General features: G+C 55.0%; 24 protein-coding genes and 1 tRNA gene. 14 read left to right on the top strand and 11 right to left on the bottom strand.

Annotation, left to right across the window (positions count from 1 at the left end):
• Positions 1-137 precede the first annotated feature (137 nt).
• The 4 genes from ACTJJI_RS16180 to ACTJJI_RS16165 all read left to right on the top strand — a co-directional run bounded on the left by ACTJJI_RS16180 (position 138) and on the right by ACTJJI_RS16165 (position 5,443).
• Positions 138-443: a YsaB family lipoprotein gene (locus tag ACTJJI_RS16180; RefSeq protein WP_014830215.1), complete on the top strand. Its 306-nt coding sequence runs from the start codon at positions 138-140 to the stop codon at positions 441-443.
• A gap of 160 nt (positions 444-603) precedes the next feature.
• Positions 604-1,515, top strand: coding sequence for a glycine--tRNA ligase subunit alpha (gene glyQ, locus ACTJJI_RS16175; protein ID WP_003860141.1), 912 nt, complete (start codon positions 604-606; stop codon positions 1,513-1,515).
• 9 nt (positions 1,516-1,524) lie between these two features.
• On the top strand, positions 1,525-3,594 hold the full coding sequence (gene glyS / locus ACTJJI_RS16170; RefSeq protein ID WP_014830216.1) for a glycine--tRNA ligase subunit beta: 2,070 nt from the start codon (positions 1,525-1,527) through the stop codon (positions 3,592-3,594).
• Between the two features lie 229 nt (positions 3,595-3,823).
• The gene (locus ACTJJI_RS16165) at positions 3,824-5,443 is read left to right on the top strand and encodes an ABC-F family ATP-binding cassette domain-containing protein (protein WP_047360602.1); all 1,620 of its coding nucleotides are present in this window, start codon (positions 3,824-3,826) and stop codon (positions 5,441-5,443) included.
• A gap of 46 nt (positions 5,444-5,489) precedes the next feature.
• Here ACTJJI_RS16165 and ACTJJI_RS16160 read toward each other — a convergent pair whose 3' ends face one another.
• Entirely contained in the window at positions 5,490-5,777 is a 288-nt protein-coding gene (locus tag ACTJJI_RS16160) for an HTH-type transcriptional regulator (protein WP_013094972.1), read from the bottom strand.
• Between the two features lie 331 nt (positions 5,778-6,108).
• Here ACTJJI_RS16160 and ACTJJI_RS16155 point away from each other — a divergent pair, with 331 nt between their 5' ends.
• Entirely contained in the window at positions 6,109-6,819 is a 711-nt protein-coding gene (locus tag ACTJJI_RS16155) for a DUF3053 domain-containing protein (RefSeq protein ID WP_014830218.1), read from the top strand.
• A 247-nt stretch (positions 6,820-7,066) separates the two neighbouring features.
• Entirely contained in the window at positions 7,067-7,279 is a 213-nt protein-coding gene (gene cspE, locus ACTJJI_RS16150; RefSeq protein ID WP_003860775.1) for a transcription antiterminator/RNA stability regulator CspE, read from the top strand.
• Positions 7,280-7,337: 58 nt separating this feature from the next.
• Here the strand turns inward: cspE and ghrB are convergent, their stop codons facing one another.
• The 6 genes from ghrB to ACTJJI_RS16120 all read right to left on the bottom strand — a co-directional run bounded on the left by ghrB (position 7,338) and on the right by ACTJJI_RS16120 (position 13,339).
• Positions 7,338-8,312, bottom strand: a complete 975-nt coding sequence (ghrB, locus tag ACTJJI_RS16145) for a glyoxylate/hydroxypyruvate reductase GhrB (protein WP_046889072.1) — start codon at positions 8,310-8,312, stop codon at positions 7,338-7,340.
• A 26-nt stretch (positions 8,313-8,338) separates the two neighbouring features.
• Positions 8,339-9,619 (bottom strand): MFS transporter, encoded by a 1,281-nt coding sequence (locus ACTJJI_RS16140; protein ID WP_196372993.1) that lies wholly within the window; start codon positions 9,617-9,619, stop codon positions 8,339-8,341.
• A 115-nt stretch (positions 9,620-9,734) separates the two neighbouring features.
• Entirely contained in the window at positions 9,735-10,673 is a 939-nt protein-coding gene (locus ACTJJI_RS16135; protein ID WP_014830221.1) for a sugar kinase, read from the bottom strand.
• 3 nt (positions 10,674-10,676) lie between these two features.
• Positions 10,677-11,426 carry a sugar phosphate isomerase/epimerase family protein gene (locus ACTJJI_RS16130; protein ID WP_014830222.1) on the bottom strand — a complete coding sequence of 250 codons (750 nt, stop codon included), beginning with the start codon at positions 11,424-11,426 and terminating at the stop codon, positions 10,677-10,679.
• 104 nt (positions 11,427-11,530) lie between these two features.
• A complete protein-coding gene (locus ACTJJI_RS16125) occupies positions 11,531-12,547 on the bottom strand; it encodes a LacI family DNA-binding transcriptional regulator (protein ID WP_014830223.1) in 1,017 nt (338 codons plus the stop codon).
• A gap of 129 nt (positions 12,548-12,676) precedes the next feature.
• Positions 12,677-13,339 carry an OmpA family lipoprotein gene (locus ACTJJI_RS16120; protein WP_440654798.1) on the bottom strand — a complete coding sequence of 221 codons (663 nt, stop codon included), beginning with the start codon at positions 13,337-13,339 and terminating at the stop codon, positions 12,677-12,679.
• A gap of 164 nt (positions 13,340-13,503) precedes the next feature.
• Between ACTJJI_RS16120 and ACTJJI_RS16115 the strand changes: the two genes are divergently transcribed.
• Positions 13,504-15,831 (top strand): molybdopterin guanine dinucleotide-containing S/N-oxide reductase, encoded by a 2,328-nt coding sequence (locus ACTJJI_RS16115; RefSeq protein WP_440654796.1) that lies wholly within the window; start codon positions 13,504-13,506, stop codon positions 15,829-15,831.
• Here the strand turns inward: ACTJJI_RS16115 and ACTJJI_RS16110 are convergent.
• Positions 15,794-16,240 carry an N-acetyltransferase gene (locus tag ACTJJI_RS16110; protein WP_083021594.1) on the bottom strand — a complete coding sequence of 149 codons (447 nt, stop codon included), beginning with the start codon at positions 16,238-16,240 and terminating at the stop codon, positions 15,794-15,796. The two genes, ACTJJI_RS16115 and ACTJJI_RS16110, sit on opposite strands and share 38 nt — an antisense overlap.
• Positions 16,218-16,799 carry a DNA-3-methyladenine glycosylase I gene (gene tag / locus ACTJJI_RS16105; RefSeq protein WP_063412516.1) on the bottom strand — a complete coding sequence of 194 codons (582 nt, stop codon included), beginning with the start codon at positions 16,797-16,799 and terminating at the stop codon, positions 16,218-16,220. Before tag ends, ACTJJI_RS16110 begins: the two co-directional genes overlap by 23 nt.
• Positions 16,800-16,960: 161 nt before the next feature.
• Here tag and ACTJJI_RS16100 point away from each other — a divergent pair, with 161 nt between their 5' ends.
• On the top strand, positions 16,961-17,659 hold the full coding sequence (locus ACTJJI_RS16100; protein WP_142966646.1) for an autotransporter domain-containing protein: 699 nt from the start codon (positions 16,961-16,963) through the stop codon (positions 17,657-17,659).
• A 105-nt stretch (positions 17,660-17,764) separates the two neighbouring features.
• Here the strand turns inward: ACTJJI_RS16100 and ACTJJI_RS16095 are convergent, their stop codons facing one another.
• Positions 17,765-17,899: a hypothetical protein gene (locus ACTJJI_RS16095; RefSeq protein ID WP_255250235.1), complete on the bottom strand. Its 135-nt coding sequence runs from the start codon at positions 17,897-17,899 to the stop codon at positions 17,765-17,767.
• Here ACTJJI_RS16095 and ACTJJI_RS16090 point away from each other — a divergent pair.
• Positions 17,898-19,100 carry an L-lactate MFS transporter gene (locus tag ACTJJI_RS16090; RefSeq protein ID WP_142966645.1) on the top strand — a complete coding sequence of 401 codons (1,203 nt, stop codon included), beginning with the start codon at positions 17,898-17,900 and terminating at the stop codon, positions 19,098-19,100. The genes ACTJJI_RS16095 and ACTJJI_RS16090 overlap by 2 nt on opposite strands.
• On the opposite strand, the gene ACTJJI_RS16085 is transcribed toward ACTJJI_RS16090, so the two are convergent.
• Entirely contained in the window at positions 19,081-19,269 is a 189-nt protein-coding gene (locus ACTJJI_RS16085) for a hypothetical protein (protein WP_170289913.1), read from the bottom strand. The genes ACTJJI_RS16090 and ACTJJI_RS16085 overlap by 20 nt on opposite strands.
• Positions 19,270-19,339: 70 nt before the next feature.
• Here ACTJJI_RS16085 and eptB point away from each other — a divergent pair, with 70 nt between their 5' ends.
• From eptB to dppC, 5 genes are all read left to right on the top strand, one after another.
• Positions 19,340-21,034 carry a kdo(2)-lipid A phosphoethanolamine 7''-transferase gene (gene eptB, locus ACTJJI_RS16080; RefSeq protein ID WP_063427605.1) on the top strand — a complete coding sequence of 565 codons (1,695 nt, stop codon included), beginning with the start codon at positions 19,340-19,342 and terminating at the stop codon, positions 21,032-21,034.
• Positions 21,035-21,125: 91 nt separating this feature from the next.
• Positions 21,126-21,202, top strand: a tRNA-Pro gene (locus tag ACTJJI_RS16075).
• A 620-nt stretch (positions 21,203-21,822) separates the two neighbouring features.
• Positions 21,823-23,430 (top strand): dipeptide ABC transporter periplasmic-binding protein DppA, encoded by a 1,608-nt coding sequence (gene dppA, locus ACTJJI_RS16070; protein ID WP_014830231.1) that lies wholly within the window; start codon positions 21,823-21,825, stop codon positions 23,428-23,430.
• Positions 23,431-23,591: 161 nt separating this feature from the next.
• Positions 23,592-24,611, top strand: a complete 1,020-nt coding sequence (gene dppB, locus ACTJJI_RS16065) for a dipeptide ABC transporter permease DppB (RefSeq protein ID WP_014830232.1) — start codon at positions 23,592-23,594, stop codon at positions 24,609-24,611.
• A gap of 9 nt (positions 24,612-24,620) precedes the next feature.
• Positions 24,621-25,523 (top strand): dipeptide ABC transporter permease DppC, encoded by a 903-nt coding sequence (gene dppC / locus ACTJJI_RS16060; RefSeq protein WP_028018276.1) that lies wholly within the window; start codon positions 24,621-24,623, stop codon positions 25,521-25,523.
• Positions 25,524-25,525 lie beyond the last annotated feature (2 nt).

Raw genomic sequence — 25,525 nt, 5'->3', positions numbered from 1 at the left:
AAAGTCTTTCCTTGGAAAAATCTGAGTTTTAATACGCGGACTTGTATGGCAAACGCGAGATTCGCAGAATGCCAGACCGTAATCTATAAAAGCTTTGCTACTAAAAATAACAGCCACTGACCAGGGCGGTAATAAAAATGATGATGAAGCGTGTGGGGTCACTCTTTCTGCTGGTGGTACTGGCCGGATGTAGTGCGCCTCAGGAAGCACCGGTGCAAAAAGCGCAGCAGGGCAAGATCAGCCCGGAACGCTCCCTGAATATGGAACAGCTGTGTAAAGATCAGGCGGCTCATCGCTATAACCTGGACGCGCAGAAAATTGATGTCATCGGCTTTGAGCGCTTTCAGGGCAGCTATGAGCTGCGGGGCCATACTTCTCGTAAAGAGGGCTTTGTCTGCTCGTTTGATGCGGACGGCCAGTTTTTGCATCTCTCCATGCGCTAACCTGCTCGCATAATCGACAGCCAGACGCCCGCCGCGTTCTGGCTCGTACGCTTATTTCCCAATTTTCCCTAAACAACCCCGTTTCGTACTGTATATCTTGCAGCCAGCGGGTATACTGGTCCCTTCCATTTAAAACCACACGTATCCAGCACGAAATACTATGCAAAAGTTTGATACCAAGACCTTCCAGGGCCTGATCCTGACCTTACAGGATTACTGGGCTCGCCAGGGCTGCACCATTGTTCAACCTTTGGACATGGAAGTCGGCGCAGGCACCTCACACCCGATGACCAGCTTACGCGCGTTGGGGCCAGAGCCAATGGCGACTGCTTATGTGCAGCCTTCCCGTCGTCCGACCGATGGCCGTTACGGCGAAAACCCAAACCGTCTGCAGCACTACTATCAGTTCCAGGTGGTGATTAAGCCATCGCCAGACAATATTCAGGAACTGTACCTTGGGTCACTGAAAGAGCTGGGTATGGATCCAACCATTCACGACATTCGTTTCGTGGAAGATAACTGGGAAAACCCAACGCTGGGTGCCTGGGGTCTGGGTTGGGAAGTGTGGCTGAACGGCATGGAAGTGACGCAGTTCACCTACTTCCAGCAGGTTGGCGGTCTGGAATGTAAACCGATTACGGGTGAAATCACCTACGGTCTGGAACGTCTGGCCATGTACATTCAGGGCGTAGACAGCGTTTACGACCTGGTCTGGAGCGACGGCCCGCTGGGTAAAACCACTTACGGCGACGTGTTCCATCAGAACGAAGTGGAGCAATCCACCTATAACTTCGAATACGCGGACGTGGACTTCCTGTTCACCTGCTTCGAGCAGTACGAGAAAGAAGCGCAGCAGCTGCTGGCGCTGGAGACTCCGCTGCCGCTGCCTGCCTACGAGCGTATTCTGAAGGCCGCCCACAGCTTCAACCTGCTGGACGCCCGCAAAGCGATCTCCGTGACTGAACGTCAGCGCTACATTCTGCGTATTCGCACCCTGACCAAAGCCGTTGCAGAAGCGTACTATGCGTCCCGTGAAGCCCTTGGCTTCCCGATGTGCAACCGAAACAAATAAGAGGCGGCCATGTCTGAGAAAACTTTCCTGGTGGAAATTGGCACCGAAGAGCTGCCACCAAAAGCCCTGCGCAGCCTGGCTGAATCTTTTGCTGCGAACGTGACTGCCGAGCTGGATAACGCTGGCCTGGCGCACGGTAAAATTGAGTGGTTTGCTGCTCCGCGTCGTCTGGCGCTGAAAGTGGCTAACCTGGCGGCGTCACAGCCGGATCGTGAAGTGGAAAAACGTGGCCCGGCGATTGCCCAGGCGTTCGACGCGGAAGGCAATCCAAGCAAAGCCGCAGAAGGCTGGGCGCGTGGTTGCGGCATCACCGTTGACCAGGCCGAGCGTCTGACCACGGATAAAGGCGAATGGCTGCTGTATCGTGCCCACGTGAAAGGCGAACGCGCTGAAGCGCTGCTGCCAGACATGATCGCCACTTCGCTGGCTAAGCTGCCCATTCCTAAGCTGATGCGCTGGGGCGCCTCCGACGTACACTTCGTGCGTCCGGTACACACCGTGACCCTGCTGCTGGGCGACACCGTTATTCCGGCGACCATTCTGGGCGTGGCGTCCGATCGCGTGATTCGCGGACACCGCTTTATGGGCGAGCCAGAGTTCACCATCGATAATGCCGACCAGTATCCGCAGATCCTGCTGGAGCGCGGTAAAGTCATTGCTGACTATGAACAGCGTAAAGCCAAAATCAAAGCCGATGCAGAAGAGGCGGCGCGCAAGATTGGCGGTAACGCTGACCTGAGCGACAGCCTGCTGGAAGAGGTCACCTCGCTGGTGGAATGGCCGGTTGTGCTGACCGCGAAGTTCGAAGAGAAATTCCTCGCGGTTCCGGCAGAAGCGCTGGTGTACACCATGAAGGGTGACCAGAAATACTTCCCGGTTTATGCCAACGACGGCAAGCTGCTGCCAAACTTTATCTTCGTGGCGAACATCGAATCGAAAGATCCGCAGCAGATTATCTCCGGTAACGAGAAAGTGGTACGTCCACGTCTGGCGGATGCGGAGTTCTTCTTCAATACCGACCGTAAAAAGCGTCTGGAAGATAACCTGCCGCGCCTGCAGACCGTGCTGTTCCAGCAGCAGCTGGGTACGCTGCGCGACAAGACCGACCGTATCGCGGAGCTGTCCGGCTGGATCGCCCGTGAAATCGGTGCAGACGTTAACCATGCCACCCGTGCGGGTCTGCTCTCCAAGTGCGACCTGATGACCAACATGGTGTTCGAATTTACCGACACCCAGGGCGTCATGGGCATGCACTACGCGCGTCACGATGGCGAAGCGGAAGATGTGGCGGTAGCCCTGAACGAGCAGTATCAGCCGCGCTTTGCAGGCGATGAACTGCCGTCTAACCCGGTAGCTTGTGCGGTCGCGATTGCCGATAAGATGGACACCCTGGCGGGTATCTTCGGTATCGGTCAGCACCCGAAAGGGGATAAAGACCCGTTCGCGCTGCGTCGTGCGGCGCTGGGCGTGCTGCGTATCATCGTTGAGAAGAACCTGAACCTCGATCTGCAGACTCTGACCGAAGAAGCGGTGCGTCTGTACGGTGACAAGCTGACCAATGCCAACGTGGTGGATGACGTGATCGACTTTATGCTCGGTCGCTTCCGCGCGTGGTATCAGGACGAAGGTTACACCGTGGATACCATTCAGGCGGTGCTGGCACGTCGTCCGACGCGTCCGGCTGACTTCGATGCGCGTATGAAGGCGGTTTCTCACTTCCGTACGCTGGAAGCGGCATCTGCCCTGGCGGCGGCGAACAAGCGTGTCTCCAACATTCTGGCGAAATCTGACGAAACGCTGAACGAGCGTGTGAACGCCGCGACGTTGAAAGAGCCGGAAGAGATCGCCCTGGCGATGCAGGTTGTGGTGCTGCGTGACAAGCTGGAGCCATACTTCGCAGAAGGCCGTTACCAGGAAGCGTTGGTAGAGCTGGCGGAGCTGCGTGACGTTATCGACGCCTTCTTCGAGAAAGTGATGGTTAACGTGGAAGATAAAGATCTGCGTATTAACCGTCTCTCTATGCTCGAAAAACTGCGTGAGCTGTTCCTGCGCGTGGCGGATATTTCGCTGCTGCAGTAATGTGCTTGTTGTTATAAATGCTAAAAACCCGCTTCGGCGGGTTTTTTTATGGCGTGCCGGTGAAAATTTAATCTTGAAATGGTCAACACATTACCGCTATCCTTACCGGCGTTAACTTTCTCCCTCAGGAGCGCATTCCGAAAATGAACAAACACGACTGATGAATTTCGATCCTTGCTAAACGCGACCGCGTCGGCAGGGGATGTTTTGATTTCATTCAGGAGTGCTTATGGCTCATTTTGCGCAGTCCCCTTCTTTTATTTTGCATCAGGTCACCTGTCAGTTTGCGACGGGCGATACCCTTTTTGGTCCACTGAATCTCTCTCTAGCTCCGTCCCTGTGCGCGCTGGTTGGGCGTAACGGCAGCGGAAAAACGCGTCTGCTGCGTATGCTGGCGGGGCTGGATGAACCTGCCAGCGGTCATATTGAGCGTTTTGTCTCACATGTCTATGTGGCACAGCAGCAGGATATCTCCCCGCAGACAACGCTTGCTGAACTGCTCGGTTACGACGTGATTTTTGCCGCGCGTAAGCGCATCGATCGCGGTGATTACCAGCCTGACGATCTGGAGACGCTCGACGGCTACTGGGATTTAGCCGAACGCCTGAGCGAGGCGTTTGTCCATGCGAAACTGCCATCGTTTGACCCCAATAAACCTGCCGCCGAATTCAGCGGTGGCGAGCGGATCCGCGCGCTGCTGTGTGGTGCCTTTACGGCTGAAGCGGATTTCCTGCTGCTGGACGAGCCCACCAACCATCTGGATCGACAAGGCCGAGCGTGGTTTTACGACCAGCTGAGTCGTTATCAGGGCGGCGCGCTGGTTGCCTCCCACGATCGTGAGTTGCTGGCGCAGATGCCGCGTATTCTTGAACTGAGCGCCTCCGGGCTGCGCAGCTATGGTGGCAATTACGCAGACTATAAACAGCAACGTGATGCCGAACAGCAGGCTGCCCGCGCGGCGCTGGAGCATGCGGCAACGGAGCGCAAACGCACCCGCGCACGAATGCAGAAAGAGCATGACGACAGCCAGCGGCGCTCGGCGAAGACTTTGCGTACGGTCGATACCCTGAATATCGCGTCGTTTGAGCGGGTCAAATACAAAGGCGCGGCAAAGGAACGTATTGGCACATGGAAAAAGCAGCACAGCGAACAAAACGATGCGCTGAATGCCGCGGTCAACAAGGCGCGGGAACGGGTGGAAGAAGATGCCCCGGTCATGTTTACCCTGCCGGGAAGCCAGATTGCCGAGGGGAAACAGGTGCTGGTGCTGGAGAAACTGCAATTGCCGCATGTCTCACTTCCGCCAATGCACTGGCGGATGGACGGCCCGATGCGCGTGGCGCTCAGGGGGCCCAATGGCTGCGGGAAATCAACGCTGTTGAAAGTGATCCTCGGTGAAACCGCACCCCGTGCAGGCAGCTGCAAGGTCTCGGTAACGTGTGCGTATCTCGATCAACACCTGTCGCAGCTGGATCTGACGCAGTCGGTGATGGCGCATCTCAATCTGAGCAATACGCCGCTGGAAGAGGGGGCGTTGCGTACCCGTCTGGCACAGCTTCAGCTGGGGGCGGATAAAGTCTCACTCCCACTGGCAGCGCTGAGCGGAGGTGAACGTCTGAAAGCCGCTCTGGCCTGCGTATTGTGGCGCGAGAACGCCGCGCAGCTGTTGCTGCTTGATGAACCGACCAACCATCTGGATCTGGCATCGGTTCAGGCGATTGAAGCGGCCCTGGCCGGTTTCCCGGGGGCACTGCTGGTGGTGTCACACGATGAAGGCTTTCTGCAAGGGTTAGCGTTAACACATCAACTGGTGTGGGGGGAGGCGGGTTGGCGTTGTGAAAGCCTTTAAAACACAAGCCCCCGCAAAGGCGGGGGCGGTAACTCACTTTACTGCATCATGCTATCTGTTTGCTGAGTGCAGGGTTGGCCTGAATCAGGCGCATCAGCTTTAACTCGGTTGGCGTGGGTTTCTCTCGTTTCGACTCCCACTCCAGCACCATCGCCACGCTGACACCCATCGCTCTGGCGAATTCATCCGTTTTTAGTCCTGTCCCTTTGCGCAATTGCTCATATTCTGTAAAGGGATTGGATTTTTGTTGCAGGGTAACGGTCTGCGGCACATCTTTAAAAATAATCTGTTCCAGGCTGCTCAGCAGCTCAAACTCAGGATCTTTATATTCCATTGAGAACTCCTCTTAAATCACACACCGGGATCAAGAACATCAGAGAGCCCATTAAGAATAGTCCCTAATACAGACGAGGGATCGTTGTGGTTGTGATTAATCGTGCGGGTGCTGTCGCTTTACGCGTTTCAGCCATATGGATAGTTATGCTAATTACCTGATTAACCATATGTCGGCTTCGCCAGGTATTTTTTTGTAAAGGCTAAGAAATAAAACGGCAATAGCCGTTTTGCATGAAAAGAGTATCTTGCGACGCTGACCTGGACTATCCTTGTCAGCGTTGGGCACGCGTGTGCCGGTGTGCGCTTTTTTGGGTGAAAGGAGTAATGAAATGGCGACAGGAAAGTCCTGCTCTCGCTGGTTTGCGCCTATTGCGGCGTTGTTAATGGTTGTTAGCCTGAGTGGGTGTTTTGATAAAGAAGGCGATCAGCGCAAGGCGTTTATCGATTTTCTGCAGAATACAGTGATGCGCAGCGGCGAGCGTTTGCCGACGCTGACTGCGGATCAGAAAAAACAGTTTGGCCCCTTCGTGTCTGATTACGCCATTCTCTATGGTTATTCACAGCAGGTGAGCCAGGCGATGGACTCCGGTATTCGTCCGGTTGTGGATAGCGTTAACGCCATTCGTGTCCCGCAGGATTATGTGACCCAGCGTGAACCGCTGCGCCAGTCTAACGGTGCGCTCGGTGTGCTGAGCCAGCAGTTGCAGAATGCAAAAATGCAGGCTGATGCGTCACGTTCCGCGCTGAAACAGGGCGACGATCTCAAACCGGTCTTCGACAAAGTGTATGAGAAAGTGGTGACCAAACCGTCTGACGCCATGCAACCGCTGATCCCGGCCGCGCAGATCTTCACGCAGCAGCTGGTTCAGGTGGGGGATTTTATCTCCCAGCAAGGGACTCAGGTGAGTTTTGTTGCCAACGGTATTCAGTTCCCGACCTCACAGCAGGCAAGTCAGTACAATACGCTGATTGGGCCGCTGGCCTCCCAGCACCAGGCCTTTAGCCAGGCGTGGAGTGCGGCCGTCGCTGCCACAGAATAAACCGAAAAAACCCCGCGTCAGGCGGGGTTTTTTTACTGATGTCGAAAATAACGCTTGTTATTCCTCTACCACATCGGTATAACTGTTCGCGTCGGTTTGTTACACAGACCTAAAGCAGTTTAGTAAAGCAGTCCAGATTGTTATCCATAGATACCCTTCGTTGTGACCCTTCCTTCATCGCTTAAAAATCTGTAACGCAATCCATCAAGCCGGAAGGCTCAATATATTTGTTAATTAAGGTAATTCTATGTCTGCTAAAATGACTGGTCTGGTAAAATGGTTCAACGCTGATAAAGGTTTCGGCTTCATCACTCCTGACGATGGCTCTAAAGACGTGTTCGTTCACTTCTCTGCTATCCAGAACGATGGCTACAAATCTCTGGACGAAGGTCAGAAAGTTTCCTTCACCATCGAAAGCGGCGCTAAAGGCCCAGCAGCTGGTAACGTTGTAAGCCTGTAAGCTTCCAACCCAGTAGCAAAGAATTTAAAAACCCGCCTTCTGGCGGGTTTTTTCGTTTCTACTGTTGGACCTGGGGATTGACGCAGTTTTTCTCCACGTTTCCACCCAGCGCGGCGATCAGATTATCCACCGCGGTGGCCGCCATGTTGTAACGCGTCTCATGCGTGGCAGAGCCGATGTGCGGCAGCGCGACAACATTCGGTAGCGACAGCAGCGGGGAATCTACCGGTAGCGGCTCCTGTTCAAACACGTCCAGACCGGCCGCGTGGATCTCGCCGTTTTGCAGCGCCGCAATTAACGCCTTCTCATCCACGACCGGACCACGACCCGCGTTGATGAAAATGGCCGATTTCTTCATCTTTTCAAACGCCGCTTTGCCAATCAGATGACGGGTTTCGTCCGTCAGAGGCAGGATCAGACAGACAAAATCCGCTTCCTGCAACAGCGTATCTAACTCGCAATAACGGGCGTTGAAGCGTTCTTCGGCTTCACTGTGATGGCGACGCGCGTTATACAGAATCGGCATGTTAAAGCCGAAATGTGCACGCTGTGCCAGGGCCAGACCGATCCGGCCCATGCCCACAATCCCCAGCGTTTTGCCATGAACATCCACCCCGAACCAGTCCGGGCCGATGCTTTTTGTCCATTCGCCCGCTTTGACGCGCCCGGCCACTTCCACCACACGGCGGGCAGTACTGAGTATGAGCGCCATCAGCGTGTCGGCCACGGTCTCCGTCAGGGCATGAGGTGTATGCATCAGCAGGATCTTGCGGGCGTTGAGGGCGTCCACGTCAAAATTGTCGTAACCCACGGAAACGGTTGAGGTAGCACGAAGCTTCGGCATTTTTTCCAGCAACGCCACATCCACTTTTTCGCTTGAACCCAGCAGGCCTTCGGCACGGGCGAACGCATCGGCGTGTTGTGCCACGGTCTCCGGACTTAGGTTCTTCACCTGTGTGACGGTGAAGTGTTCTTCCAGGCGTTTTTGCAGATCATCAGGCAGTGCTTTATACAAAATGACGGACGGCTTCATGCTTATCTCCGTTGATTTTTAAAGATTCAGGCGTGGCGTGCGCCGACGGGAATTTGTTGATTATTAGCAGGCTTAACAATCAGAGTAAGCCACACAGAGGCGAAAAGTGCCACCCCCATAAAAATGTATGAGGCTGACGGGCTGCCGGTTGCACCGTTCAGGTAACCGACAAACCACGAGCCGCAGAACGACCCCAGCGCACCCATACTGTTAATCAGTGCCATGGCACCGCCTGCCACGTTACGCGGCAGCATCTCTGGGATGATCGCAAAGAAGGGACCATACGGGGCGTACATCGCCGCACCGGCAATCACCAGCAGCGTATACGAGGCCCAGAAGTGGTTAGTGCCCACGGCCCAGGAGCCAATGAAGGCAAAGGCAGCGATCAGCAGCAGTGGCCAGACAAACAGTTTACGATTTTGCAGTTTGTCCGATGCCCAGGACGCAATGATCATCGCTATGGTCGCCGCCAGATACGGGACGGATGACAGCCAGCCCACCTCGACCATGCCGAGGTTTTCACCGCCGCTGCGGATAATGGACGGCAACCACAGCACGAAACCATACACGCCGATGCTCCAGGTAAAATACTGCGCACACAGCAGGATTACGTTGCGGGAACGGAAGGCTTCGCCATAGTTACGCACCGCCTTCAGCCCTTGCTGCTCTTTATCCAGCTGCGCCTGCAGTGCGGCTTTTTCATCTTCGGAGAGCCATTTCGCCTGCGAAGGTTTATCTTTTACCAGCACCCACCAGCAGAAGGCCCAGATGATTGCCGGCACCCCTTCGATGATAAACATCTCGCGCCAGCCGAAAGACTGGATCAGGTAGCCGGACACCACTGACATCCACAGCACGGTGACCGGGTTACCGAGGATCAGGAAGGTATTGGCACGGGAACGTTCAGACTTGGTAAACCAGTTGCTGATGTAGATCAGCATGGCCGGCATAACCGCCGCCTCAACCACCCCCAGGATAAAGCGAATGGCGGCCAGGGCAGGAATGTTATTCACCACGCCGGTCAGTGACGCGCAGGCGCCCCACAGGATCAGACAGACGAAGATCAGCTTACGCACGCTGCGGCGTTCGGCATAGATTGCGCCTGGGATCTGGAAGAAGAAGTAGCCCAGGAAGAAGAGGGCGCCCAGCAGAGACGAAATACCTTTGGTGATCCCGAGGTCTTCGGTGATCCCCGCGGCGGATGCGAAACTGAAGTTGGCACGATCAAGGTACGCCAGGCTGTACGTGATAAACACGATTGGCATGATGTACCACCAGCGTTTTACTGCATTGGTCGAACTGTTCATAGGCTTGCCTCTGTTGTTGAGGTTGTTACCGCCGTTGTCTGTAGGGTACACGGTGGTTTAATTATATGTGCGGGTCGTTGCCCTCACCCTGGCCCTCTCCCACGGGAGAGGGGATTTACTCGTTGAGCTGTGCGCGCGTCGGCAATCCTTCACTGTCGCCCTGCACCTGAATGGCCAGCGAGCCGATCCAGTTGCCCCGGGCGATGGCCTGCGGCAGCGGTTTACCTTCCAGCAGGGCGCTTATGACCCCGACGGCAAAGCCATCACCCGCACCGACGGTATCGACCACGTTCTCAACCTTCACGGCTGCGACGGCGCCTTGCTCGCCATCCGCGGTTTTAAACCATGCGCCATCGGCACCGGTTTTCAGTACCACCGCTTTTACCCCTTTATTCAGGTAAAAATCGGCAATCCCTTCCGGTGTGTTTTCACCGGTGAGGATTATTCCTTCTTTCACGCCCGGCAGAACCCAGTCAGCCTGGAACGCCAGACGGTTCAGCTTCTCGACCATCTCCGCCTCGCTTTTCCACAGCACCGGGCGCAGGTTAGGATCAAAAGAGATCGTCTTACCCTGGGTCTTCATGGTGGTCGCGGCATGATCGAGCAGCTCATATGAGCTGGCTGACAGCGCGGCTGCCACGCCGCTCAGGTGCAGATGGCGTGCACTCGCAAAGTAGTCGGCGTGATAATCTTCCACCGAGAGATGGCTTGCCGCCGACCCTTTGCGAAAGTATTCCACGATGGGATCGGTTCCATTTTCGACTTTCGATTTCAGCTGAAAGCCGGTCGGGAAGCGTCCATCGAGCGTCACGCCTGCGGCATCAATCCCCTCTTTTTTCAGCGAATCGAGAACGAAGTGACCAAAGCTGTCATCACCCACGCGGCTGACCCAGCCTGTTTTCAGGCCAAGGCGTGCCAGCCCCGTCGCCACGTTCAGCTCTGCGCCTGCCACGCGTTTGATAAAGTGCTCTACCGTGCTCAGCTCACCGGTTTCGGTGGCAACAAACATCGCCATGGCTTCACCGATAGTGATGACATCCAGCGTCTTGTGCATGGTTTACTCCTCGCGCAGCAGGTTAACGTAATGGCGGGTGACGGCGGTTAAGTCCGCCCCTTCCAGCGGGAACTCGATCCCGCGTGGGGCATCGGCAGGAAGCTGACTGAGCAGAGCCAGCCAGCGCGCATCGGCGCGATCCGGCGCGACAGCGCGGAACTGCGCTTTATGCGGTACGGCAGCTTTCACGTGGATATAGCTGACCGCCGGAGCCAGATGGTGTGCCGCTTCTTCCGGCGAGTCGCCAACCCACAGCCAGTTTCCCATGTCGAACGTCAGCGTAACGGGGAGCGCCATTTCCCGGCAGGCGGTCTGGAAGCGCTGCATCGGCGCAAGCTGGCCGCAGTCCGTCTGGTCGTTTTCGACCACCAGCGCCATGCCGCTCTCATTGAGCAGGGTACGCAGAGCGTCTGGCGGTTGCGTGTCGCTGAAATGTCCCAGAGAAACCTTCAGCCACAGGGCGTTCAGCGTGCTGGCTTCGGAGAGATAGCGGGGAAGATCGGGATTGAGGGTACCGTCGGGCATAAACAGCGCAGCGGGCGCGGAATAACACGCCAGCAGACCCAGCAGCTCGATAGATTCACCCAGCGCAGGTAGCGCCAGTAACTCTTCGTTGCTGAACAACTCCCGACGGATTTCTACGCCGTCGGCCCCCGCGCCCGCAATCACGGGCAGCATTGCCCGTTGACCACCCGCCTGTCGCACCTGTTCCGCGCCATACGCGGCGGTAACCACCATTATTTTCCTGCCCATCTTTGGACTCCATCCAACGCACATCGATACTATTACGCTAGATGGAACCGGTTCCAAAGAAAAGTTCAGGATGTTGAATTTATGATCGACATCACAAGGGGAAATTAACGGGCTGTGGAGCCGCGAACAATCAGCTCGCCGGAAAACACCTGCTCGCGCACGGCATCGCTGATCCCTTCAATGCGACGAACCACTTGTTCAACAGCGGCATAGCCGATTTGCCAGGTGGGTTGTTTCAGCGTGGTAATGCCTACGCCGGCCAGTTCAGCCCACTCCAGTTCATCGAAGCCCAGCAGACCGATATCGCTGCCCCAGTGCAGACCAATGCGTTTGAGTGAGCGGGCGACCTGGAGGGTCAGCGCCCCGTTGGCGGAGATGACGGCTTTGCGCATTCCGCGGTGGCGGGTGTGGAACTGGCGCAGGGTATTGTCGAGCTGGTCGGCTTCATGAAGCGGGGTTTCGGCATTTTCGGCGATCACGCCAGGATAGCGCTCAAGCGTGGCGCGAAATGCGCTCAGTCGCTCGCGACGGGTATTCACCATGCCCAGCGGTTCGCTCAGGAACAGGATTGCTTCGAAGCCCTGTTCGATCAGATGTTCGGTGGCAGTCGTGGCTGCCTGGGTGTTATCCAGCCCGACGACGTCGCAGGCGAACTCCGGGATTTTACGGTCGATAAGTACCATCGGCAGGGAAGATTGCTGTAGCCGGTTTAACCCTTCCTCCCGCATCCCCACGGCATTGACCACGATACCTTCCACCTGGTAGCTGCGCAGCAGATCGAGATAATGCAGCTCCTGATCCACCTCGTTGTTGGTGTTACAGACCAGCGGGGTAAAACCTTTCTCGCGACAGGCGGCTTCGATACCGCTCAGCACGTTTACCGAGTAGGGGTTGGTGATATCGGCGATGATAAGTCCGATAAGACGGGTACGGCCACGTTTAAGCCCGCGCGCCATGATGCTGGGGCGGTAGTCGAGATCGGCAATGGCCTGTTCAATTCGTGCCAGCAGCGCATCGGAAAGCAGGTGTTTCTCGCCGTTGAGATAGCGTGAAATACTGGTTTTACCGGTTCTGGCGGCTTTCGCCACGTCGCTGATGGTGGCCCGCGTTGGTTTGCTCATCACTGAATTCCCTGACTTTAGTGAGAATACCTTAGCGGGAAAATCAACGATGGCAAGGGGTTCATGCCGGGGTGTGCGGTCTGATGCCCTCACCCCGACCCTCTCCCACGGGGAGAGGGGGAAATGCGATTACTGAATTGGACTTAACGTAATTTCAACGCGGCGGTTCTGCGCTTTGCCTTCCGCCGTGCTGTTGCTGGCGATAGGGTTTGCCGGGCCCATGCCGCTGGTGCGGATACGGGTCGCTTCAACGCCCTGGGTGATCAGCGAGCTGGCTACGGAATCAGCACGCTGCTGAGACAGACGCATGTTCAGATCCTGGCTGCCGGTGCTGTCGGTGTAGCCAATCACGTTCACGGCGGTCTTGTTGTACTCTTTCAGCACCATCGCCACGCCGGTCAGGGTGTTCGCACCGGCTGGTTTCAGCGTTGCGCTGCTGCTGTCGAAGGTCACGTTGTTAGGCATATTCAGGATGATGTTGTCACCGCTGCGCGTGACGCTCACGCCGGTGCCTTTCATTTTGTCGCGCAGTTTCGCTTCCTGTACATCCATGTAATAACCGACGCCGCCACCGAGCGCTGCGCCTGCCGCTGCGCCAATCAGCGCGCCTTTACCGCGATCCTTTTTGGAGGAGGAGAGCGCACCGACACCCGCCCCGACCAGTGAACCGATACCCGCGCCGATGCCGGATTTACCCGCTTCGCGTTCACCGGTGTATGGGTTTGTTGTGCAGCCAGAAACCGCCAGTGCACCGTTCACCAGAGCGGCAATAACGAGTACGCGTTTTTTCATCTTCTTTCCTCAATCCTTTTTATTCTTTGCCACGACGGACGTGGCAGTTGATTATGACGTCCGGATACGGAGAAAATTCCGGGGATAACTCTGAAATTTGTGACAAACCATAAACGGCCTCAATAACAAGACCGTAAACCTGCACGCAACCAGGAGCGCACGCTTTGAGCACCTCAACAAAAACCATTCTGACCGCCGCCCACTGGGGACCGATGCTGGTTGAAACTGACGGCGAAAATGTCCTGTCTTCCCGTGGGGCATTGCCAACACAACACCCCAACTCTTTACAGACCGTCGTTCGCGATCAGGTGCACAGCAAAACCCGCGTGCGCTGGCCGATGGTGCGTAAAGGATTTCTGGCTTCGCCGGACAAGCCGCAGGGCATTCGGGGACAGGATGAGTTTGTACGTGTGAGCTGGGATGACGCGCTGGCACTGATCCACACCCAGCACAATCGCATCCGCGACAGCTACGGGCCTGCATCCATTTTTGCCGGCTCTTACGGCTGGCGATCCAACGGCGTGCTGCATAAAGCATCGACATTACTGCAGCGCTACATGAGCCTGGCTGGCGGCTACACGGGCCATCTGGGGGATTACTCCACTGGCGCGGCGCAGGCGATCATGCCGTACGTCGTCGGCGGTAATGAGGTTTATCAGCAGCAGACCAGCTGGCCGCTGGTACTGGAGCATACCGAGGTGGTGGTGCTGTGGAGTGCCAACCCTCTCAACACGCTGAAAATTGCCTGGAATGCTTCCGACGAGCAGGGTATTGGCTATTTTGATGCGCTGCGCAAGAGCGGTAAGCGCATCATCTGTATTGACCCCATGCGCTCTGAAACCATGGATTTCTTTGGTGACAGCGCCGAATGGCTCGCCCCGCATATGGGTACCGACGTGGCGATGATGCTGGGTATCGCCCATACGCTGGTGGAGAATGACTGGCACGACGCCGACTTCCTCGCGCGTTGTACTTCGGGCTTCGACACATTCGCCGATTATTTGACGGGTAAAACGGATGGTGTTGCCAAAACGGCAGCGTGGGCAGCCGATATTTGTGGTATTCCTGCGGACAAGCTCCGTGAACTGGCAGCGTTGTTCCATGAAAACACCACGATGTTGATGTCCGGTTGGGGCATGCAGCGCCAGCAGTTTGGCGAGCAGAAACACTGGATGCTGGTGACGCTGGCCGCGATGCTCGGGCAAATTGGTACCCCGGGCGGCGGGTTTGGGCTCTCTTATCACTTCGCCAATGGCGGCAACCCCACCCGTAAAGCCGCCGTGCTGGCCTCGATGCAGGGTTCGGTACAGGGGGGTGTTGATGCTGTCGATAAAATTCCGGTGGCGCGTATTGTTGAAGCCCTGGAAAACCCGGGCGGGTTTTATCAGCACAACGGCCTGGATCGTCATTTCCCGGATATTAAATTTGTCTGGTGGGCGGGCGGGTCGAATTTCACGCACCATCAGGACACCAATCGTCTGATCCGCGCCTGGCAGAAGCCGGAGCTGGTGGTCATTTCGGAATGCTTCTGGACCGCCTCGGCCAAACATGCCGATATCGTACTGCCGGCCACCACCTCGTATGAGCGTAACGATCTCACCATGACCGGTGACTACAGCAATCAGCATATGGTGCCAATGAAGCGCGTGGTGGCACCGCGTGATGAAGCGCGGGATGATTTTGACGTATTTGCGGAACTGAGCGAACGCTGGGAAGCGGGCGGTCGTGAGCGTTTCACCGAAGGGAAAACCGATCTTGAGTGGCTGGAAACGTTCTATCAGATTGCCGCTCAGCGCGGTGCAGCTCAGGGCGTGACGCTGCCGCCGTTTGCTGAATTCTGGGAAGCGAACGCGATATTTGAAATGCCGGAGAGCGAGCAGAACGCGCAGTTTGTCCGTTTCGCTGATTTCCGTCGCGACCCGGAGAACCATCCGCTGAAAACCGAGAGCGGGAAGATCGTGATCTACAGCGAGCGCATTGCCCGCTTTGGGTACGCGGATTGTCCTGCGCATCCGACATGGCTTGAGCCGGACGAGTGGCACGGCAATGCCCAGCCGGAGCAGCTCCAGGTGTTATCCGCACACCCTGCACATCGTCTGCACAGTCAGCTTAACTATACGTCACTGCGGGAGCAGTATGCAGTCGCCGGGCGGGAGCCGATCACGCTTCATACTGAAGATGCGAAAGCGCGCGGGATTGCCGATGGTGATGTGGTGCGCGTCTGGAACCACCGTGGGCAGGTATTGGCTGGGGCGGTGGTGAGCGACGGAATCAAACTTGGCGTGATTTGCATCCACCAGGGGGCGTGGCCGGATCTGGCTCTGGACGAGGGCGGTATTTGTAAAAACGGTGCCGTTAACGTGCTGACCAAAGATCTCCCCAGCTCGAAGCTGGGGAATGGCTGCGCGGGCAATACGGCGCTGGCCTGGGTCGAGAAATATCAGGGTCCTGAGCTTACCTTAACGGCGTTTGATCCGCCTGCCAGCTCATGATCCACGTCGGGTGTTGGGTATCCTCCTGCCAGGCGCTGTCTTCGATGCGAAAGCCCTGGGCATGGTAGAAATTCACCGCCCGGACATTTTTCTGATACACCTCCAGGCTTAAGTGCGGAAAGCGCTGTTGAACGTGGTTCAGCAGCGCACGCCCGATGCCTTTCCCGATGTACGCCGGTGCGACAAACAGTGCGCCGATAAACTGAGACTGCATCACGCTGATAAATCCGTAAGGTTCGCCATCCTGTTCCCAGACCCAGGTTTCTGCTGAAGGCAGGTAAACGTCCCGCACCATGGCCTCGTTCTCTTTCCAGTAGCTCGCCTCGATAAACGGGTGCGCCTCGGTGGTGCTTTCGAGCCATAGGCTCAAAAGCGGCGCGGTATTCTCACTTTGCCATTTGCGGATCATGATGGCCTCCTGGATGACAGAAGCAGCCGGTAACATGGTCATTGACCAGGCCACAGGCCTGCATAAAGGCGTAGCAGATGGTGGAGCCGACAAACTTAAAGCCGCGTTTTTTCAGCGCTTTCGAGAGTGCGTCTGAGGCCGGAGTCGAAGCGGGAATTTCTGCGAGCGTGGTGGCCTGCGTGATTTGCGGATCGTTATTCACAAACGTCCAGACAAACTCTGCGAACGATTCACCGTTTTGTTCCATTGCCAGGTAAGCCCGTGCATTGCCGATGATGGCCTGGATCTTACCGCGATGGCGGATGATACCGGCATCCAGCACCAGTCGCTCCACGTCGTCGTCGGTCATCGCGGCGACCCGGACGGGATCGAACTGATGGAAGGCATTGCGGTAGTTTTCCCGTTTCTTCAGTACCGTAATCCATGACAAACCCGCCTGCTGACCCTCCAGGCAGATCATCTCGAAAAGCTTTTTGCCGTCCGTTTCCGGCACGCCCCATTCCCGATCGTGATAGTCGATATAGAGCTGATCCTGGCTTACCCAACCGCAACGTTGCATCGGTTTTCTCCCTTATGACACGGTTATCGCTATAAATTTCATTCCGTCAGGCTTGACGTGTCTAGTATAAAGACAATAGTTAATACAGGGCCATAAGCCCTAACACTCTTTCTGAACAATGATAAAAATCGCCGAATTCGGCTCTCTCTGGAGTCGCTTTGATGATGATAAAAAAAATCAGTGGTCGCCATGCTGTTTCTGGCCTGGTGGGGATCTCAGCCTGTCTGTTTTTTTGTCACTCAGCATTTGCCTGGCAACAGGAATATATCGTTTCAGACCCGCAAAGTAATACGACGGAACGTTATACATGGGATGCGGATCACCAACCGCGTTATGACGATATCCTGACTGAACGCATTCAGTCCTCACAAAACGCACCGGGGCTCGCTCTGAATCTGCCGTCTGGCTCGACGCCAGCCGGGGCCATGAGCGTCGGCTGGAATTTTCCGCTGTCAGGCCGTATAACGACCGGCCCGGTAGTGGCGTGGCGTTATGACGGTACGACGTCGATGATGATCAATGAGTTTGGTGATAGCGTGACAACCCAGGCGTTGACCGACCCTCTCTGGCATGCCAGCGTGAGTACGCTTGGCTGGCGCGTGGATACGCAATATGGCGATCTCCGTCCCTGGGCGCAGATTAGCTATAACCAGCAGTATGGTGAAAACCAGTGGAAGTCCCAGTTTGGGATGCCGCAAACGCCCGCCCTGGCCCAAAATGGGAACTGGATGGATGTCACCGTAGGCACCGATATTCCGTTCAACACGCATATGGCGGCGTATGCCTCCTTAGCGCAGGGGGAGGGCAATACGACGGGAGAAGCGTTTCTGTACACGCTGGGCGTGAGTGCAAATTTCTGACGTTGTAACTTTTTTAAACGTAACGATAACATATTAAATACAATATCCATGGGGTTTGTAGCGATAGCAGGCACTAACAAACGTTCGCTTCATTCCCCGACAAGGTCATTCATTCCTGATTCCAGGCATTTCATTCCGTTTCTCCTGCATCTCATGCCGTTTTCCCCCAGGCGGATCAGGGTTTTGTTTATCGTTGTCCTCAGCAAATTCCCTTACTTTTTCTTGCAGGACAACTGCCATGAATACATCTTCCTACAACCGTACACGCTGGCTGACACTTTTTGGCACCATCGTCACCCAGTTTGCGCTGGGCTCGGTCTATACCTGGAGCCTGTTTAACAGTGCGCTGTCCGACAAGCTCGGTGCGCCGGTCAGCCAGGTGGCGTTCTCTTTCGGTTTACTGAGTCTTGGGCTGGCGTTGTCCTCTTCCGTCGCAGGCAAGTTGCAGGAGCGGTTCGGCGTGAAGCGCGTCACGATGGCCTCTGGGATCCTGCTGGGATTAGGCTTTTTCCTGACGGCACATTCCAACAACCTGATGATGCTCTGGCTGAGCGCCGGAGTACTGGTCGGTCTGGCGGACGGTGCCGGTTATCTGCTGACGCTGTCAAACTGCGTTAAATGGTTCCCGGAGCGTAAAGGGTTAATCTCTGCGTTTGCCATCGGCTCTTATGGTCTGGGCAGTCTTGGATTTAAATTTATCGACTCTCATCTGCTGTCTTCTGTGGGGCTCGAAAAAACCTTTATGATCTGGGGCGCTATTGTTCTGGTGATGATCCTGTTTGGCGCAACCCTGATGAAAGATGCGCCGCAGCAGGAGGTAAAAACCGTTAACGGCGTGGTAGAGAATGACTTCACCCTGGCACAATCCATGCGTAAACCCCAGTACTGGATGCTGGCGGTGATGTTCCTGACGGCCTGTATGAGTGGTCTGTATGTGATTGGTGTGGCAAAAGATATCGCGCAGGGCATGGTTAAGCTGGATGCCATGACGGCGGCAAACGCGGTGACGGTGATCTCCATCGCTAACCTGTCTGGTCGTCTGGTGCTGGGGATCCTGTCCGATAAAATTGCCCGCATCCGTGTGATTACCCTTGGACAGGTGGTGTCGCTGGTGGGAATGGCGGCGCTGCTGTTTGCGCCTCTGAATGAAGCGACCTTCTTTGCGGCGATTGCCTGCGTGGCCTTTAACTTCGGCGGTACCATTACGGTGTTCCCGTCACTGGTGAGCGAGTTCTTTGGTCTGAACAACCTGGCGAAAAATTACGGCGTCATTTACTTGGGGTTCGGTATCGGCAGTATTTGCGGTTCGTTAATTGCGTCACTGTTCGGCGGATTCTATGTCACCTTCTGCGTGATATTCGCCCTGTTGATTATTTCGCTGGCCCTGTCGACGACGATTCGACAACCGCAGCGCGAAGTGTTTAACGAAGCGCATGCATAACCTGACTGAAAGAGGCTTTAACGGCCTCTTTTATTTCTTTCCGATACGCTTCCAGACTTGTTATTTTGTAAAAATTTGCACCGATCACATTCTCTGCTGCCACTTTTCTCTCCCGCTGTGGTCTACTTACCGCGCTTGTAGACGTTTCTGATAACGCTTTCTTACGCATTTACTTACTCTGTCTGCTTTCTCACTGAGATTCGGCGGGTCTTTATACCCCTTCCCCCAGGGTTGTTTGAATGAAATACATTAGGTCTATTACCCAGCAAAGATTGTGTCTGATGCTGGCTGTCTATATCGGATTATTTCTGAATGGCGCGGTGCTGTTCAGACGAGTGGAAGGTTATTTCGAAGACCTCACCGTAAGAAATGGAATTTTTGCTGCTATTGAAGTGTTCGGCTCCGTCCTCGCTACATTTTTCCTGCTACGCTTGCTTTCACTCTTTGGCCGCCGCACGTGGCAAATTCTGGCCTCGCTGGTGGTGATTATTTCCGCCGCTGCCAGCTATTACATGACCTTTATGAACGTGGTCATTGGCTACGGTATTGTTGCGTCGGTAATGACCACCGACATTGACCTCTCAAAAGAGGTGGTAGGAAAAGGCTTTATTGTCTGGACAATTTTGACCTGTCTAATCCCACTCTTCTTTATCTGGAGTAATACCTGCCGCTATACGTTATTGCGCCAGTTGCGCACTCGCGGACAGCGGATCCGCACTGTCGCTGTGGTCCTGCTGGCCGGTTTGCTGGTATGGGCGCCTATTCGCCTGATGGAAAAGCAGCAAAAACGCATCGAAAAGGCAACAGGTGTGGATATGCCAAGCTATGGCGGAGTTGTGGCCAACTCTTATTTGCCATCAAACTGGCTGTCAGCGTTAGGCCTCTATGCCTGGGCGCAGGCGGATGAATCCAGCGATGTGAAATCGCTAATGAATCCGACTAAAAAATTCCACTACGAGGCACCCGCTGACGGGCTCGATGATACTTACGTCGTGTTTGTTATCGGTGAGACAACGCGCTGGGATCATATGGGTATTCTGGGTTATGACCGCGATACCACACCTAAACTGGCGCAGGAAAAGAACCTGGTGGCTTACCGCGGCTATTCTTGTGATACCGCCACAAAGCTCTCCTTACGCTGCATGTTTGTGCGTGAGGGGGGGGCCAGTGATAATCCACAACGTACCCTTAAAGAGCAGAACGTCTTTGCCGTACTGAAGCAGCTTGGTTTCAGCTCAGACTTGTTCGCCATGCAAAGTGAGATGTGGTTCTACACCAACACTCTGGCAGATAACATCGCCTATCGTGAGCAGATTGGTGCCGAGCCTCGTAATCGCGGTAAAAACGTGGATGACATGTTGTTGCTTCAGGAAATGTCCCAGTCACTGAAGAACCATCCCCAGGGCAAACATCTGGTTATTCTGCATACCAAAGGATCGCATTACAGCTACTACCAGCGTTACACGCGCGATTTTGCGAAGTGGCAACCTGAGTGTGTCGGTATTAATAAAGACTGCAGCAAGCAGGAACTGATCAACGCCTACGATAACTCGGTTCTCTATGTGGATACGTTCCTCAGCCGTGTGATTGATGAGTTGCGTGATAAGAAAGCGATTGTCATCTATGCGGCAGACCACGGTGAATCCATTAACGAAAAGGAACATTTGCACGGTACGCCGCGCAAACTGGCACCGCCGGAACAGTTCCGTGTACCGATGATTATGTGGATGTCAGATAAGTACCTGGAAAATCCTGACAAAGCCAAAATGTTTGCCCATCTGAAACAGCAGGCCGACATCAAGGTACCGCGTCGTCACGTTGAACTATACGACACCATTATGGGCTGCCTGGGTTATACCTCGCCGGACGGGGGGATTAACGAGAATAACAACTGGTGTAAACTGCCTGAAAGCAGCCAGAAAGCCGCGCAGTAGCTTGCCTGGCGAGTTTATCGCCAGTTGAATGGCTTTTTTAAATTAAGGGATTGACGGGGGCGCACCTCAGCAGTAAGATGCGCTCCGCATTCGGCGAGTAGCGCAGCTTGGTAGCGCAACTGGTTTGGGACCAGTGGGTCGGAGGTTCGAATCCTCTCTCGCCGACCACATTTAAAAAAGGGCTAACCGCAAGGTTAGCCCTTTTTGCATTAACGCTTTATTCATACAGATTATTCAAAACGCCCCTTAGCCCTGCTTCTCCCTGTCTGTTAGTGATTTTGTGACATAATCCATTGTATTTTTTTATATATAGATTGATCTTTTTTCGCGTTGCTTATGGATAACCTCAGCATTTTTCGCTGTGCGTTTTAACGTTCGCGGTATTTAGTGCTCAGATAATCACCGTTCTGCAAGAAAATTTACCCATTCTGAATAAAAGTTAATCACTGATTGTTGCGAAATATGAAGATAATTGTGCTGCAACATGGCGAGTAGCATAAATTTCCCTGCTGAAAACTGGCGCTCATAGTTTTTTTAATCTTTGTTTGCGGTTTCTCACACTCAGCGTAAATCCCCGTCACCTGTATTGACGTTTTCACATTCTGTTGACAGATTGTAGGGCACGAGGGGCATTTCAGGGACGATCTGCGCTGCAACTCAAACGCTCTTCTGAAAGGATTCTCCATCCCTTTAACGCCTTCGGGCATCACCGACCGGACCGGGTAAAAAATAAATAAAGGTCAGGCGGCGTAACACAACAAAGCAAAACATCACATTGGAGCAGAATAATGAGTATTTCCTTGAAGAAGTCAGGGATGCTGAAGCTTGGTCTGAGCCTGGTGGCTATGACTGTGGCAGCAAGCGTACAGGCAAAAACCCTGGTTTACTGTTCTGAAGGCTCGCCGGAAGGCTTTAACCCACAGCTCTTTACCTCTGGTACGACTTACGACGCAAGCTCTGTGCCGATCTATAACCGTCTGGTTGAATTCAAAACCGGTACCACGGAAGTTATTCCTGGCCTGGCGGAGAAGTGGGACGTTAGCGAAGACGGTAAAACCTATACCTTCCACCTGCGCCAGGGCGTGAAGTGGCAGGACAGCAAAGAATTTAAACCAACGCGCGACTTCAACGCCGATGACGTTGTGTTCTCCTTCGATCGTCAGAAAAACGCTCAGAACCCGTACCACAAAGTGTCCGGCGGTAGCTATGAATACTTCGAAGGGATGGGTCTGCCAGACCTGATCGCTGAAGTGAAAAAAGTTGACGATAAAACCGTGCAGTTCGTGCTGACTCGCCCGGAAGCGCCATTCCTGGCTGACCTGGCCATGGACTTCGCCTCTATCCTCTCTAAAGAGTACGCGGACAACATGCTGAAAGCCGGTACGCCGGAAAAAGTGGACCTGAACCCAATCGGTACCGGCCCGTTCCAGCTGCTGCAGTACCAGAAAGACTCCCGTATTCTGTACAAGGCGTTCCCGGGTTACTGGGGTACCAAGCCACAGATCGACCGTCTGGTCTTCTCCATCACGCCTGATGCGTCTGTGCGTTACGCAAAACTGCAGAAAAACGAATGCCAGGTTATGCCCTACCCGAACCCGGCTGATATCGCCCGCATGAAGCAGGACAAGAACATCAACCTGCTGGAGCAGGCTGGCCTGAACGTGGGCTATCTCTCCTTCAACACCGAGAAGAAACCGTTTGATGACGTGAAAGTGCGTCAGGCGCTGACCTATGCGGTGAACAAAGAAGCGATCATCAAGGCCGTTTACCAGGGCGCTGGCGTTGCGGCCAAAAACCTGATCCCACCAACCATGTGGGGCTATAACGACGACGTTAAAGACTACAGCTACGATCCTGAGAAAGCGAAAGCGCTGCTGAAAGAAGCCGGTCAGGACAAAGGCTTTACCGTAGAGCTGTGGGCAATGCCGGTACAGCGTCCGTACAACCCGAACGCACGCCGTATGGCTGAAATGGTTCAGGCTGACTGGGCGAAAATTGGCGTTCAGGCCAAGATTGTCACCTACGAGTGGGGTGAGTATCTGAAGCGCGCCAAAGCGGGTGAGCATCAGGCAGTGATGATGGGCTGGACCGGTGACAACGGGGATCCGGACAACTTCTTCGCTACCCTGTTCAGCTGCGCGGCGGCGAAAGACGGTTCTAACTACTCTCGCTGGTGTTACAAGCCGTTTGAAGACCTGATCCAGCCGGCGCGTGCCACCGACGATCACAACAAACGTATTGAACTCTACAAGCAGGCACAGGTTGTTATGCACGATCAGGCTCCGGCTCTGATTGTTGCTCACTCCACCGTGTACGAGCCAGTGCGCAAAGAAGTGAAAGGCTACGTGGTTGATCCGCTGGGCAAACACCACTTCGAAAACGTTTCTGTTGAATAATCAGTAGGGTGTTCTCCCTCTCCCTGTGGGAGAGGGCAGGGGTGAGGGGCGTGCCATGCTAGCCCTCATCCTAACCCTCTCCCGCGGGAGAGGGAATTTACATTTGTGAGCAATACAGACGTCACGCCACTGGTCGTGCGTCTTCAGAGAGAATCCGGGTTATGTTGCAGTTCATCCTCCGACGTCTGGGACTTGTCATCCCCACGTTTATCGGTATCACCCTTCTCACTTTTGCCTTCGTCCATATGATCCCCGGCGACCCGGTAATGATTATGGCGGGCGAGCGTGGTATTTCCCCTGAACGTCATGCGCAGCTGCTGGCTGAACTCGGCCTCGATAAGCCGATGTGGCAGCAGTACCTCCATTATATCTGGGGCGTCATGCACGGCGACTTAGGGATTTCACTGAAAAGCCGTCTTCCGGTGTGGGACGAGTTCGTGCCACGTTTTAAAGCGACACTGGAGCTTGGCATCTGCGCCATGATTTTCGCCACTGCGGTGGGTATCCCTGTTGGGGTGCTGGCTGCCGTTAAACGTGGCTCTATTTTTGACCATACCGCCGTGGGCCTGGCGCTGACCGGTTACTCCATGCCGATCTTCTGGTGGGGCATGATGCTGATTATGCTGGTCTCGGTGCAGCTTAACCTGACGCCGGTCTCCGGACGCGTCAGCGATATGGTCTTCCTCGATGATTCCAACCCGTTGACCGGCTTTATGCTGATTGATACGGCTATCTGGGGCGAAGAGGGCAACTTTATTGATGCGGTCGCGCATATGATCCTGCCCGCAATGGTGCTCGGCACGATCCCTCTGGCGGTGATCGTGCGTATGACCCGTTCCTCCATGCTGGAAGTGCTGGGCGAGGATTATATTCGTACCGCGCGTGCCAAGGGCCTGACGCGTATGCGAGTCATCATCGTACATGCGCTGCGTAACGCCATGCTGCCGGTGGTGACCGTTATTGGTCTGCAGGTGGGTACGCTGCTGGCAGGTGCGATCCTGACCGAAACCATCTTCTCCTGGCCGGGCCTTGGCCGCTGGCTGATTGACGCACTGCAACGCCGTGACTATCCGGTCGTGCAGGGTGGTGTATTGCTGGTCGCGACGATGATTATTCTCGTCAACCTGCTGGTCGATTTGCTGTACGGCGTGGTGAACCCGCGTATTCGTCATAAGAAGTAAGGGGCCATCATGTCACACGTTTCTGAAAATAAAGTGGTTGCTGCACCGGTTCCAATGACGCCGCTGCAGGAATTCTGGCACTACTTCAAGCGCAACAAAGGCGCGGTGGTGGGGCTGGTTTATGTCTCTATTATGATCCTGATTGCGGTGTTTGCGAACGTGCTGGCACCGTATAACCCGGCCGATCAGTTCCGTGATGCTCTGCTTGCGCCACCGGCATGGCAGGACGGCGGTAGCCTTGCCCACCTTCTGGGTACCGATGATGTGGGTCGCGATGTGCTGTCACGTCTGATGTACGGCGCGCGGCTGTCGCTGCTGGTCGGCTGTCTGGTGGTGGTATTGTCGTTGATCATGGGGATCGTCCTCGGCCTGGTCGCGGGGTATTTCGGCGGTATCGTTGATAACATTATCATGCGTATTGTCGACATCATGCTGGCGCTGCCAAGCCTGCTGCTGGCCCTGGTGCTGGTGGCGATATTTGGCCCGTCGATCGGTAACGCCGCGCTTGCGCTGACCTTTGTGGCACTTCCTCACTACGTGCGTTTAACCCGTGCGGCGGTGCTGGTGGAAGTGAACCGCGATTACGTCACGGCGTCTCGCGTAGCAGGTGCCGGTGCGATGCGCCAGATGTTCGTCAATATCTTCCCAAACTGCCTTGCGCCGCTGATTGTTCAGGCGTCGCTCGGTTTCTCTAACGCCATTCTTGATATGGCCGCTCTTGGCTTCCTGGGCATGGGTGCGCAGCCGCCAACACCGGAGTGGGGCACGATGCTCTCCGACGTGTTGCAGTTCGCACAAAGCGCCTGGTGGGTTGTTACCTTCCCGGGTCTGGCAATCCTGCTGACGGTGCTGGCATTTAACCTGATGGGTGATGGCCTGCGCGATGCACTTGATCCCAAACTGAAGCAGTAAGA

Source organism: Enterobacter sp. 22466 (assembly GCF_052044775.1).
GTDB classification, from domain to species: domain Bacteria; phylum Pseudomonadota; class Gammaproteobacteria; order Enterobacterales; family Enterobacteriaceae; genus Enterobacter; species Enterobacter dissolvens.
Note: the sequence above shows the minus strand (reverse complement) of the source record. Positions and strands in the feature narration are given on the sequence as shown.